Raw genomic sequence first — 16,534 nt, 5'->3', positions numbered from 1 at the left:
GGGGCGGCTGGTGTTCCTTCAAGAACGAAGGGGGTTGGCGATGGTGACGTAGACGGACTGGGTGTCGACGGGGCCGACGAGTTCGTCGAGTCCGTGCAGCCGGGTGAGGAGGTTCGCCTTGCAGCGCAACGTCCCGGTCTCCAGGAGTTGTGCGGGTAGGGGGGATCCGAGTCCGGTGACGCTGCCGAGGAACTGGCGGAGGGCGGCGATGAGGATCCGCTCGTCGGCCAGGTGCTGGACGCCGAAGGCCCCGATCAGTCCCAGGACGTTGTTGATGGCCAGGTAGTAGGCGAAGCGCTCGTCGGTGACGGCGTCGGAGACGAAGGTGTCGCTGACGGCGCCGATGCCGGGCAGCCGCTGTTCGAGCGCGTCGCGGTGGGATTCGCGGAAGTAGTAGCCCTGGTTGTCGCGGTACCTGCCGCCGATGGGCCAGCCGTCCGCGTCGAGCACCACCAGCGTGTTCTGCTGGTGGGCCTCCAGCGCGATGCCCGCGGTGCCGTCGAGCCAGAGCACCGGGCGGACGACGCGGTCGAGGTAGCGCAGGAACCACTCGGCGGATGCCGCGCCGACGGGGCGGCCCGCGCGGGCGGCGAGGCGGGTGACGATGTCGGCCAGGCGGGAGTGCGTCCCGATCCGGTCGGGCCAGGGGCGGGGCGCGGTGAGTCCGGCGATGCACACGGCGTCGTCGGTGCGGCCGAAGGGGTTGTGGCGGAGCAGTGCGTCGAGGCCGGGGACGGGGTCGCCCGCCTCGGTGTCGACGGCCAGCCAGGCGGGGTCGCGGACGATGTCGAAGTTGGGGTGGGCGGCGCGCCACTCCTTGGACAGTCCGGAGCGCAGCAGGCGGTGGACCTCCACACCGCGGTGGAGTTCCTTGCGGAGGTTCTCGCGACGGGAGTTGGTGATGCGTACGCCGAGGGAGAGCTTGAGCATCGAGGGGGCGCCGGGGCGGTGCACGGTGCGGACGGACGAGGTGGGGTGCCAGTGCTCGCCGTACGGGCCCAGGTCGTGCAGGAGCCCGGCTTCGAGGAGGGCGGCGACCTCGGGGCGGTGCTTGACCTCACGGGCCTGCCAGGGGTGGAGCGGCAGGGGGGAGGTCCCGGGAGGAAGGGCGAGGTCCGCGCAGTAGCGGCGGAGCAGGTGCTCGGCGGGGAGGGCGCGGCCGCTCTCGGTCCAGGCCGAGTCGGTGGCGAGGACGGAGTGGTCGACTGCCATCCAGTGGAGGGGGAAGGAGCCGCGCAGTTCGGGTGAGTAGAGGCGCGCTTCGGCCTCGGAGAGTCCTTCGCGGCTCTTGGGGGTGGGGTGCAGGGGGTGGCCGAGGAGCAGGGACTGCTCGGCGGTGAGGAAGAGGTCGGCCGTGGGGTCGGAGGCCGGGGCGCGGCGGCGGTCGGCGATGAAGTCGGCTGTCCTGCGTACGGAGTCGGCGACGCGGGCGACCAGGTCGGCGCCGTCGGCGGAACCGGACTCCCGGCTGAGCAGCGCGGCGACGGTGACGGCGTCGGCCGTGGGGGCGCCGTGGGGGCCGCCTTCCAGGGCGGGGCCGTCGAAGCGGTGCCAGCCGGTGGGCGACCAGTAGCGGACGGGGACGAGCAGGGCGGTGCCGCTGGCCTCCAGCGGGATGCGGAGGGTGTCGCCCTCGGGGCGGGCCAGGTCGTTCTCCCTGACCCAGCAGCGCAGCAGGTTCTCGACGGCGGCGGACTGGGCCGCGGCCATCGGGTCGGGGGCGTCGAGCGGGTCGGGGGCGGTCGCCGCGGGGGCCGCGTGTGCTTTCGCGCCCGCGGGCGCGTTCAGGCCCGTGTCCGTGGCTGCGTCCGTGTCCGTGGCTGCGTCCACGTCGATGCCCGTGCCTGTGCCTGCGCCCGTGCCTGTGCCCGCTTCCGACGGAGGAAGTTGCTCGCTGGGATCCCCCGACTTCTGCCGGGGCACGGTCGGTTCGACCGCGAGGGGGGTGCAGGTGCCGCCGGGCGCGCCCTGCTGGTTGGGACCGTGGTGATCGACGACACGGTGGTCGGTGGCGCGGTGGTCGGTGGGCCGGTGGTCCGTGGGCCGGTGGTCGGAGGCGCGGTCGTCGGCCTCGGGTGCGTCGGGTGCGGGGGTGGGGTTCACGGAGGTCTTCCTTGGGGTGTCGACCGGGTCGGCCGGGGTCAGCACGGGAGGCCGGGAGGGGTCCGGCGGTGCGCCGAGCGCTCGGCGGCCGTCAGGGCGTCGGCCAGGCGGTCGAGTACCGCCGCGGCCTGTTCGTCGGTGAGGGTGAGAGGAGGAAGCAGGCGTACGACGCCGGAGTGGCGACCGCCGAGTTCGACGATGAGGCCCCGGCGCAGGCACTCCTGCTGGACGGCCGCAGCCAGGTCGGGGGCGACGGGCGGGGCGCTTCCGTCGGGGGCGGCCGGGGCGTCGGGGTCGACGAGTTCGACGCCGATCATCAGGCCCTTGCCGCGCACGTCCCCGATGCAGGGGTGGTCCGCGGCGAGGCCCTGGAGCTGGCCGAGCATGCGGGCGCCCAGGGTGGCGGCGCGCTCGGCGAGGCCGTTCTCGCGTACGTGGGCGAGGGTGGCGGCGCCCGCGGCCATGGCGAGCTGGTTGCCCCGGAAGGTGCCCGCGTGGGCGCCGGGTTCCCAGGCGTCGAGTTCGGAGCGGTAGACGATGACGGCCAGCGGGAGGGAGCCGCCGATGGCTTTGGAGAGGACCATCACGTCGGGGACGATCCCGCTGTGTTCGACGGCCCAGAAGGCGCCGGTGCGTCCGACGCCGGTCTGCACCTCGTCCGCGATGAGGGGGATGGAGCGCGTCGTGGTGATGTCGCGCATCCGTCGGAGCCAGTCGTCGGGGGCGGGGATCACGCCGCCTTCGCCCTGGACCGGTTCGAGGATCATGCCCGCGGGGGCGGGGACGCCGCTCTTGGGGTCGTCGAGCAGGGTCTCGGTCCAGCGGGCGCCCAGCTCGGCGCCGCGCTCGCCGCCGACGCCGAAGGGACAGCGGTAGTTCTGCGGGAAGGGCAGCCGGGTGACGCGTACGTCCGTGGCGCCGCCCGAGGCGTCCAGCGCGCCCGATGTCATGCCGTGGTAGGCGCCGGTGAAGGCGAGCAGCCCGCTGCGGCCGGTCGCGGTGCGGACGAGCTTGAAGGCCGCCTCGACCGCGTCGGTGCCGGCCGGGCCGCAGAACTGCACACGGGCGTTGTCCGCCAGTCCGGCGGGGAGCGTGGCGAACAGTTCGGTGGTGAAGGCGTCCTTGACCGGGGTCGCCAGGTCCAGGACGTGCAGCGGGGCGCCGGAGTCGATGGCCTTCTTGATGGCCTCCAGGACGACGGGGTGGTTGTGCCCGAGCGCCAGGGTGCCCGCCCCGGAGAGGCAGTCGAGGTAGCGGCGGCCGTCGGCGCCTTCGATGGTCAGTCCCCTGGCCCGGACCGGCACGATGGGCAGCGAGCGCGCATAGGTGCGGGCAGCCGATTCGCGCAGCGTCTGCCGCCGCAGGATTCCCTCGTGGGCGGCGGGCAGCACCACCGGAGCAGGTTCGGTCACGGCCACGGCTGCAGGTCCTCCCGCTGTAACAGTTGCGTTGCACGTCGGTACAGCGCTCGCCCCGGCGGCCGCCGACGTTGAACGCTGCCTCTGTGTCCCCCGTACGTACCAACGACGCCGACCGCTCCGGATCACGGGTAATCGGAAGATCCTTTCGGGACGGAACCGCGGCCCTGCCGCGTACCGTCCCCAACGGCACCGGCATAGTGGGGGGCCGCACTCCGGCTTCGAGCGGTACCGCCGGGGCGCACGGGACCGACGAACCTGTCGGTCCGAAGCGAAGTGTTTGAGCAAACGAAGTTCCAGGGGGATCAAGAGATGCGACCCATTCGCCCGACGCTGGCCGCGGCTTCCATCGCCGCCGTGCTCGCGCTCACGGCCACCGCCTGCCAGGGCGACGACAACGCGGGTGACAAGCCGGGTGGTTCCACGTCGGCGGGTCAGTCCGGCGGGAGCGGTGCCGACGACGTCCTCGCCATTCCGGGCGACATCAAGGACCGGCTCAAGGAGCACGGCATCGACCCGGAGAAGTGGAAGAACGGCGAGTGGAAGAACTGGGACAAGGACAAGTGGCTCCGTGAGGCCAAGGACTTCATCAACCCGATCATCGACGGGCTGTGGGATCCGGACCGCATGCGGGACGCCGACAAGACCCCGAGCAAGCCGATCGACGACAACGACATCTCGGGCGACAAGGGTGTCACCGACCCGACGCCGGCCAAGGTCGACGCCCAGCAGGTGAAGACGCCGTACCACGACAACGTGCCGGAGTCCGGGAAGCTGTTCTTCGACGGCCCCGACGGCTCGATGGTCTGTTCGGCCACCGTGGTGAAGGACCCGGCCAACCCGGGCAAGTCGAACATGGTGTGGACCGCGGGCCACTGCGTCCACGCGGGCAAGAAGGGCGGCTGGTACCGCAACATCGCCTTCGTCCCGTCGTACAACAACCAGGGCAAGTCGCTGGACGAGCTGCAGACCGCGCCCAAGGAGGAGATCGCGCCGTACGGCGTCTTCTGGGCCGACTGGGCGCAGACCTCCGACCAGTGGATCTCGCAGGGCGCGCCGGTCGGCGGCCTGGGCGCCCCGTACGACTTCGCCGTGCTGCACGTGGTCCCGGAGAAGGGCGGCAGCACCAAGTCCCTTGAGGAGACCGTCGGTTCGGCGCTGCCGGTCGAGTTCAACGCCCCGGCCGTGCCGAAGATCGACAGCATGACGGCGACGGGCTACCCCGCGGCGCCGCCGTACGACGGCCAGAAGGCCATGCAGTGCGCCGACAAGCCGGGCCGCCTGTCGCTCGCCAAGGAGCAGCCGACGATGCACCGCATCGGTTGCTCGATGACCGGTGGTTCGTCCGGTGGCGGCTGGGTCGCCAAGGGCCAGGACGGCAAGCCCGCGCTGGTGTCGAACACCTCCATCGGCCCGGTTCCGGCCGGTTGGCTCGCGGGTCCGCGCCTGGGCCCCGAGGCCAAGGCGCTCTACGACGGCGTCAGCAAGAAGTTCGCCGGACAGTAACCGGGCAGTAGCCGGGCAGCAAGAAGCCGCAGGACTGCGGGCGACCGGCAGGCGGCGGGCCGGGGCCTTCGAGCCCCGGCCCGCCCCACGGGCCGGCCGCGTCATAGAGTGGGCCCGCACCGCGGGCGGATCAGGCACCGATCCGCCGTCTCGCGTGACGTGCTCATGGCAAGCGCCTGGCGTGTGCCGGGCCCTTCCAGGTAATTCAGTACAGCAACATCAGGGGGAATCGTTTCCATGCGATCCGTACGTCCGCTGCTCGCCCTCACCGGCACGGCCGCGGTTCTCGCACTCACCGTCACGGCCTGCGGGCCCGGTGACGACAAGGCGTCCGACAAGCCCGCCGCCTCCTCCCCCGCCGACACCGGCGGCGCGGACGGCGGCGACGACTCCGTCATCCCCTCCGACCTGGCCGACAAGCTCAAGAAGCACGGTCTGGACCCGGAGAAGTGGAAGAACGGCGAGTGGAAGAACTGGGACAAGGACAAGTGGCTCCGTGAGGCCAAGGACTTCGTCAACCCGGTCATCGAGGGCCTGTGGAAGCCGGAGCGGATGAAGGAGGCCAAGGACCCGTCCACGACGATGTCCGCGGGCACCGCCGCCGGCGTCCCGGGCGCCAGCGACTCCGAGCCCCGCCCGGTGAACGCGGTGCCGGAGAAGACCCCGTACTCCGCGTACTCCGCGGCGGTCGGCAAGGTCTTCTTCGACTCCCCCGAGGGCTCCATGGTCTGCTCGGGCACCGTCGTCAAGGACCCCAAGAACCCGGGCAGGTCCAACCTCGTGTGGACCGCGGGCCACTGCGTCCACGCCGGTGGCGCGGGCGGCTGGTACCGCAACATCGCCTTCGTGCCCTCGTACAACAACAAGGGCAAGTCCGAGGCCGACCTCAACAACGCCGCCCCCGAGGAGATCGCCCCCTACGGCGTCTTCTGGGCGAACTGGGCCTCGACCTCCGGCAACTGGATCCAGGACGGCGGCCCGGCCGACGGCAAGGGCGTCCCGTACGACTACGCCGTGCTGAGCGTGAAGCCCGAGCGCGGTTCGAAGTCCCTGGAGGAGACCGTCGGCATCGCGATGGACGTCGAGTTCAACGCGCCCGACGTGCGGCAGATCGGTGCGATGGGCGCCTGGGGCTACCCGGCCGCGCCGCCGTACAACGGGCTGCTGATGCACAAGTGCGTCGACCGCCCCGGTCGCCTGTCGATCAGCTCGGACACGCCGTCGATGTACCGCATCGGCTGCACCATGACCGGCGGTTCCTCCGGTGGCGGCTGGTTCATGAAGCGGGCCGACGGCAAGCTCGCGCTGGTGTCCAACACCTCGATCGGCAAGCGCCCCAACGGCTGGCTCGCCGGGCCGCAGCTGGGCAGCGGCGCCCAGCAGATCTACTCGGCCATGGGCGACAAGTAGCCCGCCCCGGCCGACCGTTGACACGGCGGAGGCCCGCACCCCCGATCGGGGGTGCGGGCCTCCGCCGTTGCCGGTCCTCGAAACCGGTCAGTGCTTCGCGGGCACGAACCTCGCCAGCTCGGCGGCCAGCTCCTCGTGCACCCGCGCCTTGAGCAGCGTGCCCTCCGGGGTGTGCTCCTCGGAGACCACCTCGCCCTCCGCGTGCACCCGCGAGACCAGACCGCCGTGCGTGTACGGCACGACCGCCTCGATCTCGACCTCGGGCCTCGGCAGCTCGGCGTCGATGAGCGCGAGCAGCTCCTCGATGCCCTCACCGGTGCGCGCCGACACCGCGATCGCGTGCCGTTCGTTGCGCAGGAGCCGCTGGAGCACCAGCGGGTCGGCCGCGTCCGCCTTGTTGATCACCACGAACTCGGGCACGTCGGTCGCGCCCACGTCGCGGATCACCTCGCGCACGGCGGCCAGCTGCTCCTCGGGCACCGGGTGCGAGCCGTCCACCACGTGCAGGATCAGGTCGGACTCGCCGACCTCCTCCATCGTGGAGCGGAACGCCTCGACCAGGTGGTGCGGCAGGTGCCGGACGAAGCCGACCGTGTCGGCCAGCGTGTAGACCCGGCCGCCCGGCGTCTCGGCCCGGCGCACGGTCGGGTCGAGGGTGGCGAACAGCGCGTTCTCCACCAGTACGCCCGCGCCCGTGAGGCGGTTGAGCAGCGAGGACTTTCCGGCGTTGGTGTACCCGGCGATCGCCACCGACGGAATCTTGTTCCGCTTGCGCTCCTGCCGCTTGACGTCACGGCCGGTCTTCATCTCCGCGATCTCCCGGCGCATCTTCGCCATCTTCTCGCGGATCCGCCGCCGGTCCGTCTCGATCTTGGTCTCACCGGGGCCTCGGGTGGCCATGCCGCCACCGCCGCCGCCACCCATCTGCCGGGAGAGCGACTGGCCCCAGCCGCGCAGCCTCGGCAGCATGTACTGCATCTGCGCGAGCGCCACCTGCGCCTTGCCCTCCCGGGACTTGGCGTGCTGGGCGAAGATGTCGAGGATCAGGGCGGTCCTGTCGACCACCTTGACCTTGACGACGTCTTCGAGGTGGATCAGCTGTCCCGGGCTCAGCTCACCGTCGCAGACGACGGTGTCGGCACCGGTTTCGAGCACGATGTCGCGCAGCTCGCGGGCCTTGCCCGAGCCGATGTACGTGGCCGGGTCCGGCTTGTCCCGGCGCTGAACGACACCGTCCAGCACCAGCGCGCCCGCCGTCTCGGCGAGCGCCGCCAGCTCCGCGAGGGAGTTCTCCGCGTCCTGGGCCGTGCCCGACGTCCACACGCCGACCAGCACCACGCGCTCCAGGCGCAGCTGCCGGTACTCGACCTCGGTGACGTCCTCGAGCTCGGTGGAGAGGCCCGCCACGCGCCGCAGCGCGGCGCGCTCGGAGCGGTCGAACTGGTCGCCGTCCCGCTCTCCGTCGATCTCGTGGCTCCAGGCGACGTCCTCTTCCATCAGGGCATCGGCCCGAAGGCTCTCGGTGCGGGGCGTCTCCGCGAAGCTCTGCGCATCCTGGGAAGTGGAAGAAGAGGAGGTCATTGGATCCTTACGTCGATGGGGTCGATAGCTGTCGCTGACCGTCACAACGTCCGGTCCGGGAGAAAGATTCCCGGTCGCCGCCGTGCCGTGCGACCCCTAGATGGTGGCACGGTGCAGCGGCGGGCGTCATCCGGGTTTCACCCGACGGGCGTGGAGCGCCAGTCCTCGTGCCCCGGCATGGGCGGCGTCTTCGCCCCGTACAGCCAGTCCCGGAAGAACCCGGAGAGGTCACGCTCCGCGATCGACGAGGCGAGCCGGGTGAAGTCGGCGGTCGAGGCCGAGCCGTCGCGGTACGCGCGCACCCAGGTGCGCTGGAGCCGGTCGAACGCCTCGGCGCCGATCTCCTGGCGCAGCGCGTACAGCACCAGCGCGCTGCCGTCGTACACGACGGGCCTGAAGAGGCTGATCTTCTGGCCGGGTGCCGGGGGCTTCGGCGCCGCCGGCGGGCCGCCCGCGGCGCGCCAGGCGTCGGACTGTTCGTACGCGTCGTGCATCCGGGCGTCGAGGGAGCGGCCCGCCTTCTCCTGCGCGTACACCGCCTCGTACCAGCTGGCGTGGCCCTCGTTGAGCCACAGGTCGGACCAGGCGCTCGGGGAGACGCTGTTGCCGAACCAGTGGTGGGCCAGCTCGTGCACCATGATCGAGTCGATGTACCACTCCGGGAACGACCGGTTCATGAAGAGGTGCCGTTCGAACAGCGAAAGGGTCTGGGTCTCCAGCTCGAAGCCGGTGTGCGCGCCCGCGACGAGGATGCCGTACGTCTCGTACGGATAGCGGCCGACCTTGCCCTCCATCCACTCGACGTGGCCCGGGGTCTTGCGCAGCCACGGCTCCAGCGCCTCGCGGTCCGCCTTCGGCACGACGTCGCGCAGCGGCAGTCCGTGCGGCCCCGTCCTGTGCACCACGGCGGAGCGCCCGATGGACACCTGAGCCAGTTCGGTCGCCATGGGGTGGCTGGTGCGGTACGTCGAGGTGAGGCGGTCGGCGACGGCGCGCGGCTGACCCGTGGGCAGGCCGTTGGCGACGGCCGTGTACTCCTTGGGGACGGTGACGCGGAACGTGAAGTACGCCTTGTCGGAGGGGTGGTCGTTGCACGGGAAGACGCGGTGCGCGGCGTCCGCCTGGTTGGCCATGGCCAGGCCGTCGTCCGTGCGCACCCAGCCGCCCGCGTCCTGCTCCCCCGTCGGGTCGCTGGTGTGCCGGACGGTGATGCGCAGGGTGCCGCCCGGAGGGACGGGCGCGGACGGGGTGACGACCAGGTCCTCCTCGGCGGTCGCGAAGGGGGCGCTCTCGCCGTTCACCTCGACGGATTTCACCTCGCCGTGCGTGAAGTCGAGGTTGACCGTCGACAGCCAGTCGGTGGCGCGGGCCTCGATGGTGGTGACGGCGTCCAGGGGCTGGGTGTTGCTGCCCCGGTAGGTGAGGCCGATGTCGTACGAGAGGACGTCGTAGCCGGGGTTCCCGAGGTGCGGGAAGAGCGGGTCGCCGATCCCGGCCGGCCGGGGCGCGGGCGCCGCCGCGACGAGGAGCGAGGCCGATGCGACGGCCAGCAGGGCGGCACGCGAGCGCCGAGAGGTGAGCAGCATGGACCACCGCTATCAGCGCGCGCCGTGCGGGCCGTGACGGCGCGCGCCGGGCCGCCCCGCACCCACTCGAACGAGGGCCGGGGCGAACGTGCGGCCGCGGATTCCCGGGCGGCCGGATCCAGGCCGACAGCCCTCAGGCGGCCGCTCTCAGGTGGTCGCCGGGTGCTGGGCCCTGCTGACGTCGTACACGCCGGGGACGTCGCGCATGGCGCGCATCAGCGCGGGCAGGCCGGCCGCGTCGGGGATCTGCAGGGTGTACGTGTGCCGTACGCGCTGTTCGCTGGGGGGCTCGACGGTCGCGGAGACGATCGCCGCGCCCGCCGTGGCGATGGCCTCGGTCAGGTCGGCGAGCAGCCGGGGCCGTCCGAAGGACTCGGCGACGAGGGTGACCCGGCACTCCGCCGAGTCGCCCCAGCGCACCTCGACCGACTGCCGTCCGGCGGCGCGCATCCGGGCGACGGCCGGACACTCCAGGCGGTGCGCGGTGACGGCGCCGCCGCGCACCAGGAAGCCGGTGACCTCGTCGGGCGGTACGGGGGTGCAGCAACCGGCCGTCCGTACGGGCGTGTCGGGGAGGTCCACCACGGCGTTGGCGGCGGTCGGACGGTCGGCGGTCACGGCCGCGGGCGGGCGGGGGGCCGCCGCCGGGTCCTTCGCGCCCTCCGGGTTCGCTTCGAGCCAGCCGCCGATCGCGATGCGGGCGGCGGGCGTACGGGCGTGGTCGAGCCATTCGGGCGAGGGGCCGGACGCGGAGTCCTGGGCGAGGAGAAGTTGGACGGTGTCGCCGTCGACGAGGACCGTGCTGAGCGTGGCGAGCCTGCCGTTGACCCGGGCGCCGATGCACCGGTGGGCGTCCTCGCCGTACTGCGCGTAGGCCGCGTCGACGCAGCTGGCGCCCGCGGGGAGGCCGAGCGTCCCGCCGTCCGTGCGGAAGACGGTGATCTCGCGGTCCTGGGCGAGGTCGGCGCGCAGCGTGGTCCAGAAGGTGTCGGGGTCGGGCGCGGACTGCTGCCATTCGAGGAGCCGGGAGAGCCAGCCGGGCCTGGTCGGGTCGGCGCGCTCGCCGTCCTCGGCAGGCTCGGCGCCCTCCGCGGGGGCCGAGGGGTTGCCGAGCGCGATGACGCCGGCCTCCGCGACGCGGTGCATCTGGTGCGTGCGGATGAGGACTTCGGCGACGGAGCCGTCGGCGGCGGCGACCGCGGTGTGCAGCGACTGGTACAGGTTGAACTTGGGGGCGGCGATGAAGTCCTTGAACTCCGAGATGACCGGCGTGAAGCAGGTGTGCAGTTCGCCCAGCACCCCGTAGCAGTCGGCGTCCTCGCCGACCAGGACGAGCAGTCGGCCGAAGTCGGTGCCGCGCAGTTCGCCGCGTTTGATGCGGGCGCGGTGCACGGAGACGAAGTGGCGCGGCCTGATGAGGACTTCGGCGGCGATGTCCGCCTGGGCCAGCACCTCGCGGACGTTGTCCGCGATGGTGGCGAGCGGGTCGGCGGAGGCCGCCTGGGCCGCGATGAGCGCGCGGGTGTGCTCGTACTCCTCCGGGTGGAGGATGGCGAAGACCAGGTCCTCCAGCTCCGTCTTGAGCGCCTGGACGCCCAGCCGTTCGGCGAGCGGGATGAGCACGTCGCGGGTGACCTTGGCGATCCGCGCCTGTTTCTCGGGGCGCATCACGCCGAGGGTCCGCATGTTGTGCAGCCGGTCCGCGAGTTTGATCGACATCACGCGCACGTCGTTGCCGGTGGCGACGAGCATCTTGCGGAAGGTCTCGGGCTCGGCCGCCGCGCCGTAGTCGACCTTCTCCAGTTTGGTGACGCCGTCGACCAGGAAGCGGACCTCTTCGCCGAACCCTTTCCGCACCTGATCGAGGGTCACATCGGTGTCCTCGACGGTGTCGTGGAGGAGGGCCGCGGTCAAGGTGGTGGTCTCGGCGCCCAGTTCGGCGAGGATCAGGGTCACGGCGAGCGGGTGCGTGATGTACGGTTCGCCGCTCTTGCGGAACTGGCCGCGGTGCGAGGACTCGGCCAGAACATACGCCTTGTGCAGTACGGCGAGGTCCGCATCCGGATGGTGGGCGCGGTGGGCGTCCGCCACGTGGCCGATGGCGTCGGAGAGCCGGTCCCGCGACGCGTGGCGCAGCAGGGCGACGCGGCCGAGCCTGCGCAGGTCGATCCGGGGACGGCCGCGCCTGCGGATGGGAGCACCAGGGTTGGTGGCCTCTGCGCTCATGGGGGCACCTCCGGCAGCGTCGACCGGCGGTGTGGGCGGGCTGGGTGCCCGCCTGGCCGGTGCTTGATGCTACCGAGCCCACCACGTGGCGCAGTCCGGCTCTCGCTCAGCGTGAACCGGATCACCCATTCGAGCGAAGGTTCAGGCGAGCGCGGTTTCGACTCGGGAGAACCCGTCGGATCCGGCGAGCCAGTCGGCGGTGAGCACGCCCTCGGCGACGATCACCGCGGGCCCGGTCATCTCGATCTCGCCGTCGGGCCGCTCCGTGATCACGAGCGTGCCGCCGGGGAGGTCCACGGTGTACGCGACCGAGTCGCCGGTCACCGCGGGGTCGAGGCCGTCCCTGCGGGCCGCGGCGACGGCGACGGCGCACGCGCCGGTGCCGCAGGAGCGGGTCTCGCCCGAGCCGCGCTCGTGGACCCGCATCGCAACGTGCCGCGGGCCCCGGTCGACGACGAATTCGACGTTGACCCCGTCGGGGTAGACCTCGGCGGGGCTGAACGGCGGCGCGGTGAACAGGTTGCCCGCGTGGGCCAGGTCCTCGACGAAGGCGACCGCGTGCGGATTGCCCATGTTCACGTTCCGCGCGGGCCAGGTGCGGCCGTCCACGGTGACGTCGACGCCCTCGTCGGGCAGGGCGGCGCGGCCCATGGAGACGGTGATGTCGCCGTTCTTCGCGAGGTGGACGCGCTTCACGCCGCCCCGGGTGGCGACGGCCAGGTCGCCCGCCTCCACGAGGCCCGCGCGCTGGAGGTGGTGCGCGAAGACCCGCACGCCGTTGCCGCACATCTCCGCGATCGAGCCGTCCGCGTTGCGGTAGTCCATGAACCACTCGGCCTCGGCCGCCATGGCGGCCGCGTCGGGGTGCGCCGCCGAGCGGACGACGTGGAGCAGCCCGTCGCCGCCGATCCCGGCCCTGCGGTCGCACAGTGCGGCGACGGCGGCGGCCGGCAGGTCGATGGCGTTGTCCGGGTCGGGGACGATCACGAAGTCGTTCTGCGTGCCGTGGCCCTTGAGGAAGGCGATCTGCGGGTTGCTCACGGTCCCACTGTACGAGGGGCCTGTGACAACGGGTCCGGCGGTCCCGGGATCCGGCGCGGCGAGGAAGGCACGCGGCGGGGAAGGCGCGCGGCGGCGGGCCGCGTCTCGGGCCGCGGGCCTCGGGACGCTGTGTCAGCCGCGCAGGCGCGCCACGCGCAGGATCGCCAGCGCGACCAGGACGCCCGCCACCGCCACGTACAGCAGCACCATCCGCCAGTCGGCGCGCTCGCCCGAGCCTCTGGCGGGCAGTCCCGGCCAGGTGTAGCCGACCCGGCGGGCGGCCATCATGCCCCAGCCCGCGGCGCAGCAGCTGATGAGCAGTCCGAGCATCGCGACGACGGGGCCGCCGTCGCCGAACTCGAAGGCGAGCGGGAAGGCGAACATCAGGGAGCCGAGGGCGGCGAGCACCACGATGGGCGCGAGCTGCCAGATCCGCAGGCGGCGCTGGGGGCGGAGTTCGACCTCCACCTCGGGGGCGACGATCGCGGACTCGTCGGGCCCGTCGGGGCTCAGGCCGCTCGGGGTGCGCGGGTACGGGAGGTCGGGCGCGTCTCCGAGCGGGTCGACCTCGGGCACGTCGCGCACGACGTCGTCCTGCTGGTCGTACTGCGGATCCGGTGCGCCGTGTTCTCTGTCGCGAGGGCCGGCCTCCATCGCCACGCGCCCTCCCCACTCGGATTCCACTGGTCGATCGATGCTCGATGATGGCACGGCCGCGGGCACCGGAATGACTGCCTTGGCCTCCCGATGCCATCACGTGATCAGGCTGTAACCGCTCGTTCGACCAACGCCAGCGCCTGGTGCGGGAGTTCCCCGCGGTCGTGGGCCGCCCCGCTCAGCCACCGCACGCGCGGGTCCCTGCGGAACCACGAGTCCTGTCGGCGCGCGAAGCGCTTGGTGGCGCGCACGGTCTCGGCGCGCGCCTCGTCCTCGGTGCACTCTCCGGCGAGGGCGGCGAGTACCTGCTGGTAGCCGAGGGCGCGGGACGCCGTGCGCCCCTCGCGCAGCCCCTGTGCCTCCAGGGTGCGCACCTCTTCCACCAGTCCCTCGTCCCACATCCGGTCGACGCGTACGGCGATGCGTTCGTCGAGCTCGGGACGGGCCACGTCCACGCCGATCTGTACGGCGTCGTAGACCGGCTGTTCTCCGGGGAGGTTGGCGGTGAAGGGCTTCCCGGTGATCTCGATCACTTCCAGCGCGCGGACGATGCGGCGGCCGTTGCTCGGCAGGATCGCCCGGCCCGCCTCCGGGTCGGCGGCGGCGAGGCGCTGATGCAGTGCGCCGGGTCCGCGCTCTTCGAGTTCGGCCTCCAGCCGGGCGCGCACCTCGGGGTCCGTGCCAGGGAACTCCAGGGCGTCGATGGCGCCCTTCACGTACAGGCCCGAGCCGCCGACGAGGATCGGGGTGCGGCCCGCGGCGAGCAGCCGGTCGATCTCGGCGCGGGCCAGCCGCTGGTACTCGGCGACGCTGGCGGCCTCGGTGACGTCCCAGATGTCGAGCAGGTGGTGCGGGACGGCGCCGCGCTCGGGGAGCGTCAGTTTGGCGGTGCCGATGTCCATCCCACGGTAGAGCTGCATCGAGTCGGCGTTGACCACCTCGCCGCCGAGCTGCTGGGCGAGGAAGACGCCCAGATCGGACTTTCCGGCTGCCGTGGGGCCGACGACGGCGATGACCCGCGGGGCGGGAGCTGCACTTCTCACTTCCACAGTCTCGCAAACACCCGGGCCCCTTCTCGAACGAGCGACGTGACGGCACAGGCCCGGCTTCGTTGGCTGTTGCGAGGTTCCTCCCGCCGGTTCGCGGACCGGTGCCCCCGGGCGACGCAATGAGGCGCTCCGGATGGAGCGGGATTTCACCCACACGAGTAGGCTATGGAGTAGATATGGGCGTTTTTGCACTGTTCCGCCGGAAGTCCAAGGACGCGGCCGACGCGGCAACCGAGGAGACCTCGGAGGCCACGCCGACGGCCGGGGCCGCGGACGGGGCGGACGCGGCGGAGGCCGACGGCGGAGCCGTCGTCACCGCCGGGGCCGAGACGTCCGAGGACGGATCCGCCGGGGCCGCCGGAACGTCCGCCGCCGAAGGCGCGGCGGCCGCTGCCGAGGGCGTGGAGATCCCCAAGCAGCAGTCGGCCGACGCGGCGGCGGACAATGAAGGCGAAACCGCCCGCAAGTAGCACTGATGAGGGAAGGTGACCCATGGGCTTCCTGGACACTCTGAAGGCCAAGCTGGCCCCGGCGAAGGACAAGGCCGCGGACCTCGCGCAGCAGCACGGGGACAAGATCGGCCAGGGTCTGGACAAGGCCGCGAAGACGGTCGACGAAAAGACCAAGGGCAAGTACAGCGACAAGATCGAGTCGGGTACGGGCAAGGCCAAGGAGGCTCTGGACCGCCTCTCCTCCCAGAAGGACGACGGATCTCCCCAGAAGGACGACGGGGCCCAGCCTCCGGCCTCCTGACGGTCGACCGACCGCGAACGGCGGACGGCCGTGGAGCGCGCTGCTCCACGGCCGTCCGCCGTTCCGCTTACGTGTAGCTCCCGCGCCGGCGGGTCAGGTCAGCTCCAGGAGGCGACGAAGTACCCGACGCCGTACGGCGCGTCGTCGTGGAGCAGCCTGGCACCGAGTCCAGCGCCCTGTGCGGCCCCTGTGAGGGCCTGCCAGGGCGCGCGGCCCCGCACCATCAGCTCCTTGGCCGTCGCGGCCTCCAGGCCCGCCAGGAAGCCCTCGCTGTCGCCGTCCGCCAGGGCGGCCGCGATCCTGGCGTCGAGGCCCTCGGCCCGGTCGTCCAGGTAACCGGGCGCCTTGAGGGTGCGCCGCGCGCTGCCGTCGCCCATCACCAGCAGTCCCACCCGCTCCGCCAGGCCCGCCGCGCGGGCGCCCTGCGCGCGGTTGGCGTCCCCCTCGCCATCCTCGGGGACCTCCAGGCCGCGTACGGCGCCGGTCCAGCCGGCGCGCTCCAGCAGCCAGGCGCCGACGGCGAGCGACGGCGGCAGCTCGCCGCCCTGCCGGACTCCGCCGGTTCCCAGCCGTACGTCGAGGGCGACGCCGTACGGCCGGAAGGAGCCGGGCGTGCCCGCCTCGTGCTCGGCGGCCGCGGCTCCCGCGCCCACCACCACGATCAGTTCGGGCCGGGCCGCAAGTACGGCGTCCAGCGCCTCGTCGCACGCCGCGCGCAGCGCGTCGAGCTCGGGGGCGGCCCCGGCGGCGACCTCGGGGACGAGCAGGGGCGGACAGGGGCAGACTGCGGCGGCGACAAGCATGATCAGCACCCTAGCGCCGCCCGGCGGCGGGCGGCACGGCCGTCGCGCGATCGGGCCGCCCTGCCGCCGCCTCTTCCGTCCGCGCTACTCCTCGATCAGTACGTCCGTGAGGTCGATGACCGTGAGGACGAGCACCACGAGCTTGCCGTCGCTGATCACGTACTCGACGAAGAGGTTCCGCGAGAGGGCGATCTCGCGGGTCGCCTCGTCGCCGCCCACGGGCTGCGAGAGCTTGTGCCGCGGGTCCGTCAGCAGTATCGCCAGGCCCCGGTCCAGCAGGTCCCTGCGGTCGCTGGGCAGGCTGTCGCGCACCCGGGCGGCGCGCTCGGTGAACTCGACGGTGTACGGCAGCATCCGCTGCTCCTTCCCCTCCCGCGGTGTTGCAGTGTGTCAGGGGGCGT

The 16,534-nt window shown here is 72.5% G+C and carries 14 protein-coding genes; 4 read left to right on the top strand and 10 right to left on the bottom strand.

Annotation, left to right across the window (positions count from 1 at the left end; all coding sequences use genetic code 11):
• Positions 1–18 precede the first annotated feature (18 nt).
• Entirely contained in the window at positions 19–2,103 is a 2,085-nt protein-coding gene (locus ACIBNE_RS36490; RefSeq protein WP_399279505.1) for an IucA/IucC family protein, read from the bottom strand.
• Positions 2,104–2,141: 38 nt separating this feature from the next.
• Positions 2,142–3,521, bottom strand: coding sequence for a diaminobutyrate--2-oxoglutarate transaminase family protein (locus tag ACIBNE_RS36485; RefSeq protein WP_399279503.1), 1,380 nt, complete (start codon positions 3,519–3,521; stop codon positions 2,142–2,144).
• Positions 3,522–3,833: 312 nt separating this feature from the next.
• Between ACIBNE_RS36485 and ACIBNE_RS36480 the strand changes: the two genes are divergently transcribed.
• Both ACIBNE_RS36480 and ACIBNE_RS36475 read left to right on the top strand, forming a co-directional pair.
• The gene (locus ACIBNE_RS36480; RefSeq protein ID WP_399279501.1) at positions 3,834–5,027 is read left to right on the top strand and encodes a trypsin-like serine peptidase; all 1,194 of its coding nucleotides are present in this window, start codon (positions 3,834–3,836) and stop codon (positions 5,025–5,027) included.
• A 237-nt stretch (positions 5,028–5,264) separates the two neighbouring features.
• The gene (locus ACIBNE_RS36475; RefSeq protein ID WP_399279499.1) at positions 5,265–6,437 is read left to right on the top strand and encodes a trypsin-like serine peptidase; all 1,173 of its coding nucleotides are present in this window, start codon (positions 5,265–5,267) and stop codon (positions 6,435–6,437) included.
• A gap of 87 nt (positions 6,438–6,524) precedes the next feature.
• Here the strand turns inward: ACIBNE_RS36475 and hflX are convergent, their stop codons facing one another.
• From hflX to miaA, 6 genes are all read right to left on the bottom strand, one after another.
• A complete protein-coding gene (hflX, locus tag ACIBNE_RS36470) occupies positions 6,525–8,018 on the bottom strand; it encodes a GTPase HflX (RefSeq protein WP_399279498.1) in 1,494 nt (497 codons plus the stop codon).
• Between the two features lie 137 nt (positions 8,019–8,155).
• Positions 8,156–9,604, bottom strand: coding sequence for a M1 family metallopeptidase (locus ACIBNE_RS36465; protein WP_399279496.1), 1,449 nt, complete (start codon positions 9,602–9,604; stop codon positions 8,156–8,158).
• 147 nt (positions 9,605–9,751) lie between these two features.
• Complete coding sequence (locus tag ACIBNE_RS36460) at positions 9,752–11,830, bottom strand: RelA/SpoT family protein (protein WP_399279494.1); 2,079 nt, start codon at positions 11,828–11,830, stop codon at positions 9,752–9,754.
• 141 nt (positions 11,831–11,971) lie between these two features.
• The gene (dapF, locus tag ACIBNE_RS36455; protein WP_399279492.1) at positions 11,972–12,871 is read right to left on the bottom strand and encodes a diaminopimelate epimerase; all 900 of its coding nucleotides are present in this window, start codon (positions 12,869–12,871) and stop codon (positions 11,972–11,974) included.
• A 132-nt stretch (positions 12,872–13,003) separates the two neighbouring features.
• Positions 13,004–13,525 carry a hypothetical protein gene (locus ACIBNE_RS36450; protein ID WP_399279823.1) on the bottom strand — a complete coding sequence of 174 codons (522 nt, stop codon included), beginning with the start codon at positions 13,523–13,525 and terminating at the stop codon, positions 13,004–13,006.
• A 107-nt stretch (positions 13,526–13,632) separates the two neighbouring features.
• A complete protein-coding gene (gene miaA, locus ACIBNE_RS36445; protein ID WP_399279490.1) occupies positions 13,633–14,571 on the bottom strand; it encodes a tRNA (adenosine(37)-N6)-dimethylallyltransferase MiaA in 939 nt (312 codons plus the stop codon).
• A 182-nt stretch (positions 14,572–14,753) separates the two neighbouring features.
• Between miaA and ACIBNE_RS36440 the strand changes: the two genes are divergently transcribed.
• Positions 14,754–15,047 carry a hypothetical protein gene (locus ACIBNE_RS36440; RefSeq protein WP_399279488.1) on the top strand — a complete coding sequence of 98 codons (294 nt, stop codon included), beginning with the start codon at positions 14,754–14,756 and terminating at the stop codon, positions 15,045–15,047.
• A 22-nt stretch (positions 15,048–15,069) separates the two neighbouring features.
• Positions 15,070–15,330 carry an antitoxin gene (locus ACIBNE_RS36435; protein WP_399279486.1) on the top strand — a complete coding sequence of 87 codons (261 nt, stop codon included), beginning with the start codon at positions 15,070–15,072 and terminating at the stop codon, positions 15,328–15,330.
• A gap of 98 nt (positions 15,331–15,428) precedes the next feature.
• Here the strand turns inward: ACIBNE_RS36435 and ACIBNE_RS36430 are convergent, their stop codons facing one another.
• Both ACIBNE_RS36430 and ACIBNE_RS36425 read right to left on the bottom strand, forming a co-directional pair.
• Positions 15,429–16,133, bottom strand: a complete 705-nt coding sequence (locus tag ACIBNE_RS36430) for a hypothetical protein (protein ID WP_399279484.1) — start codon at positions 16,131–16,133, stop codon at positions 15,429–15,431.
• Positions 16,134–16,217: 84 nt separating this feature from the next.
• Entirely contained in the window at positions 16,218–16,487 is a 270-nt protein-coding gene (locus tag ACIBNE_RS36425) for a type II toxin-antitoxin system RelE/ParE family toxin (protein ID WP_399279482.1), read from the bottom strand.
• Positions 16,488–16,534 lie beyond the last annotated feature (47 nt).

The sequence above is a fragment of the Streptomyces sp. NPDC050504 genome (assembly GCF_044458065.1).
Classification (GTDB): Bacteria; Actinomycetota; Actinomycetes; order Streptomycetales; family Streptomycetaceae; genus Streptomyces.
This window is presented reverse-complemented; position numbering and strand designations above follow the sequence as displayed.

What these genes read in the sequence shown, in the direction of transcription:
- ACIBNE_RS36425 (WP_399279482.1), bottom strand. Translation starts at nt 16,487, where the DNA reads ATGCTGCCGTACACCGTCGAGTTCACCGAGCGCGCCGCCCGGGTGCGC.
- ACIBNE_RS36475 (WP_399279499.1), top strand. Translation starts at nt 5,265, where the DNA reads ATGCGATCCGTACGTCCGCTGCTCGCCCTCACCGGCACGGCCGCGGTT.
- ACIBNE_RS36435 (WP_399279486.1), top strand. Translation starts at nt 15,070, where the DNA reads ATGGGCTTCCTGGACACTCTGAAGGCCAAGCTGGCCCCGGCGAAGGAC.
- ACIBNE_RS36440 (WP_399279488.1), top strand. Translation starts at nt 14,754, where the DNA reads ATGGGCGTTTTTGCACTGTTCCGCCGGAAGTCCAAGGACGCGGCCGAC.
- ACIBNE_RS36430 (WP_399279484.1), bottom strand. Translation starts at nt 16,133, where the DNA reads ATGCTTGTCGCCGCCGCAGTCTGCCCCTGTCCGCCCCTGCTCGTCCCC.
- ACIBNE_RS36450 (WP_399279823.1), bottom strand. Translation starts at nt 13,525, where the DNA reads ATGGAGGCCGGCCCTCGCGACAGAGAACACGGCGCACCGGATCCGCAG.
- hflX (WP_399279498.1), bottom strand. Translation starts at nt 8,018, where the DNA reads ATGACCTCCTCTTCTTCCACTTCCCAGGATGCGCAGAGCTTCGCGGAG.
- ACIBNE_RS36460 (WP_399279494.1), bottom strand. Translation starts at nt 11,830, where the DNA reads ATGAGCGCAGAGGCCACCAACCCTGGTGCTCCCATCCGCAGGCGCGGC.
- ACIBNE_RS36480 (WP_399279501.1), top strand. Translation starts at nt 3,834, where the DNA reads ATGCGACCCATTCGCCCGACGCTGGCCGCGGCTTCCATCGCCGCCGTG.
- ACIBNE_RS36465 (WP_399279496.1), bottom strand. Translation starts at nt 9,604, where the DNA reads ATGCTGCTCACCTCTCGGCGCTCGCGTGCCGCCCTGCTGGCCGTCGCA.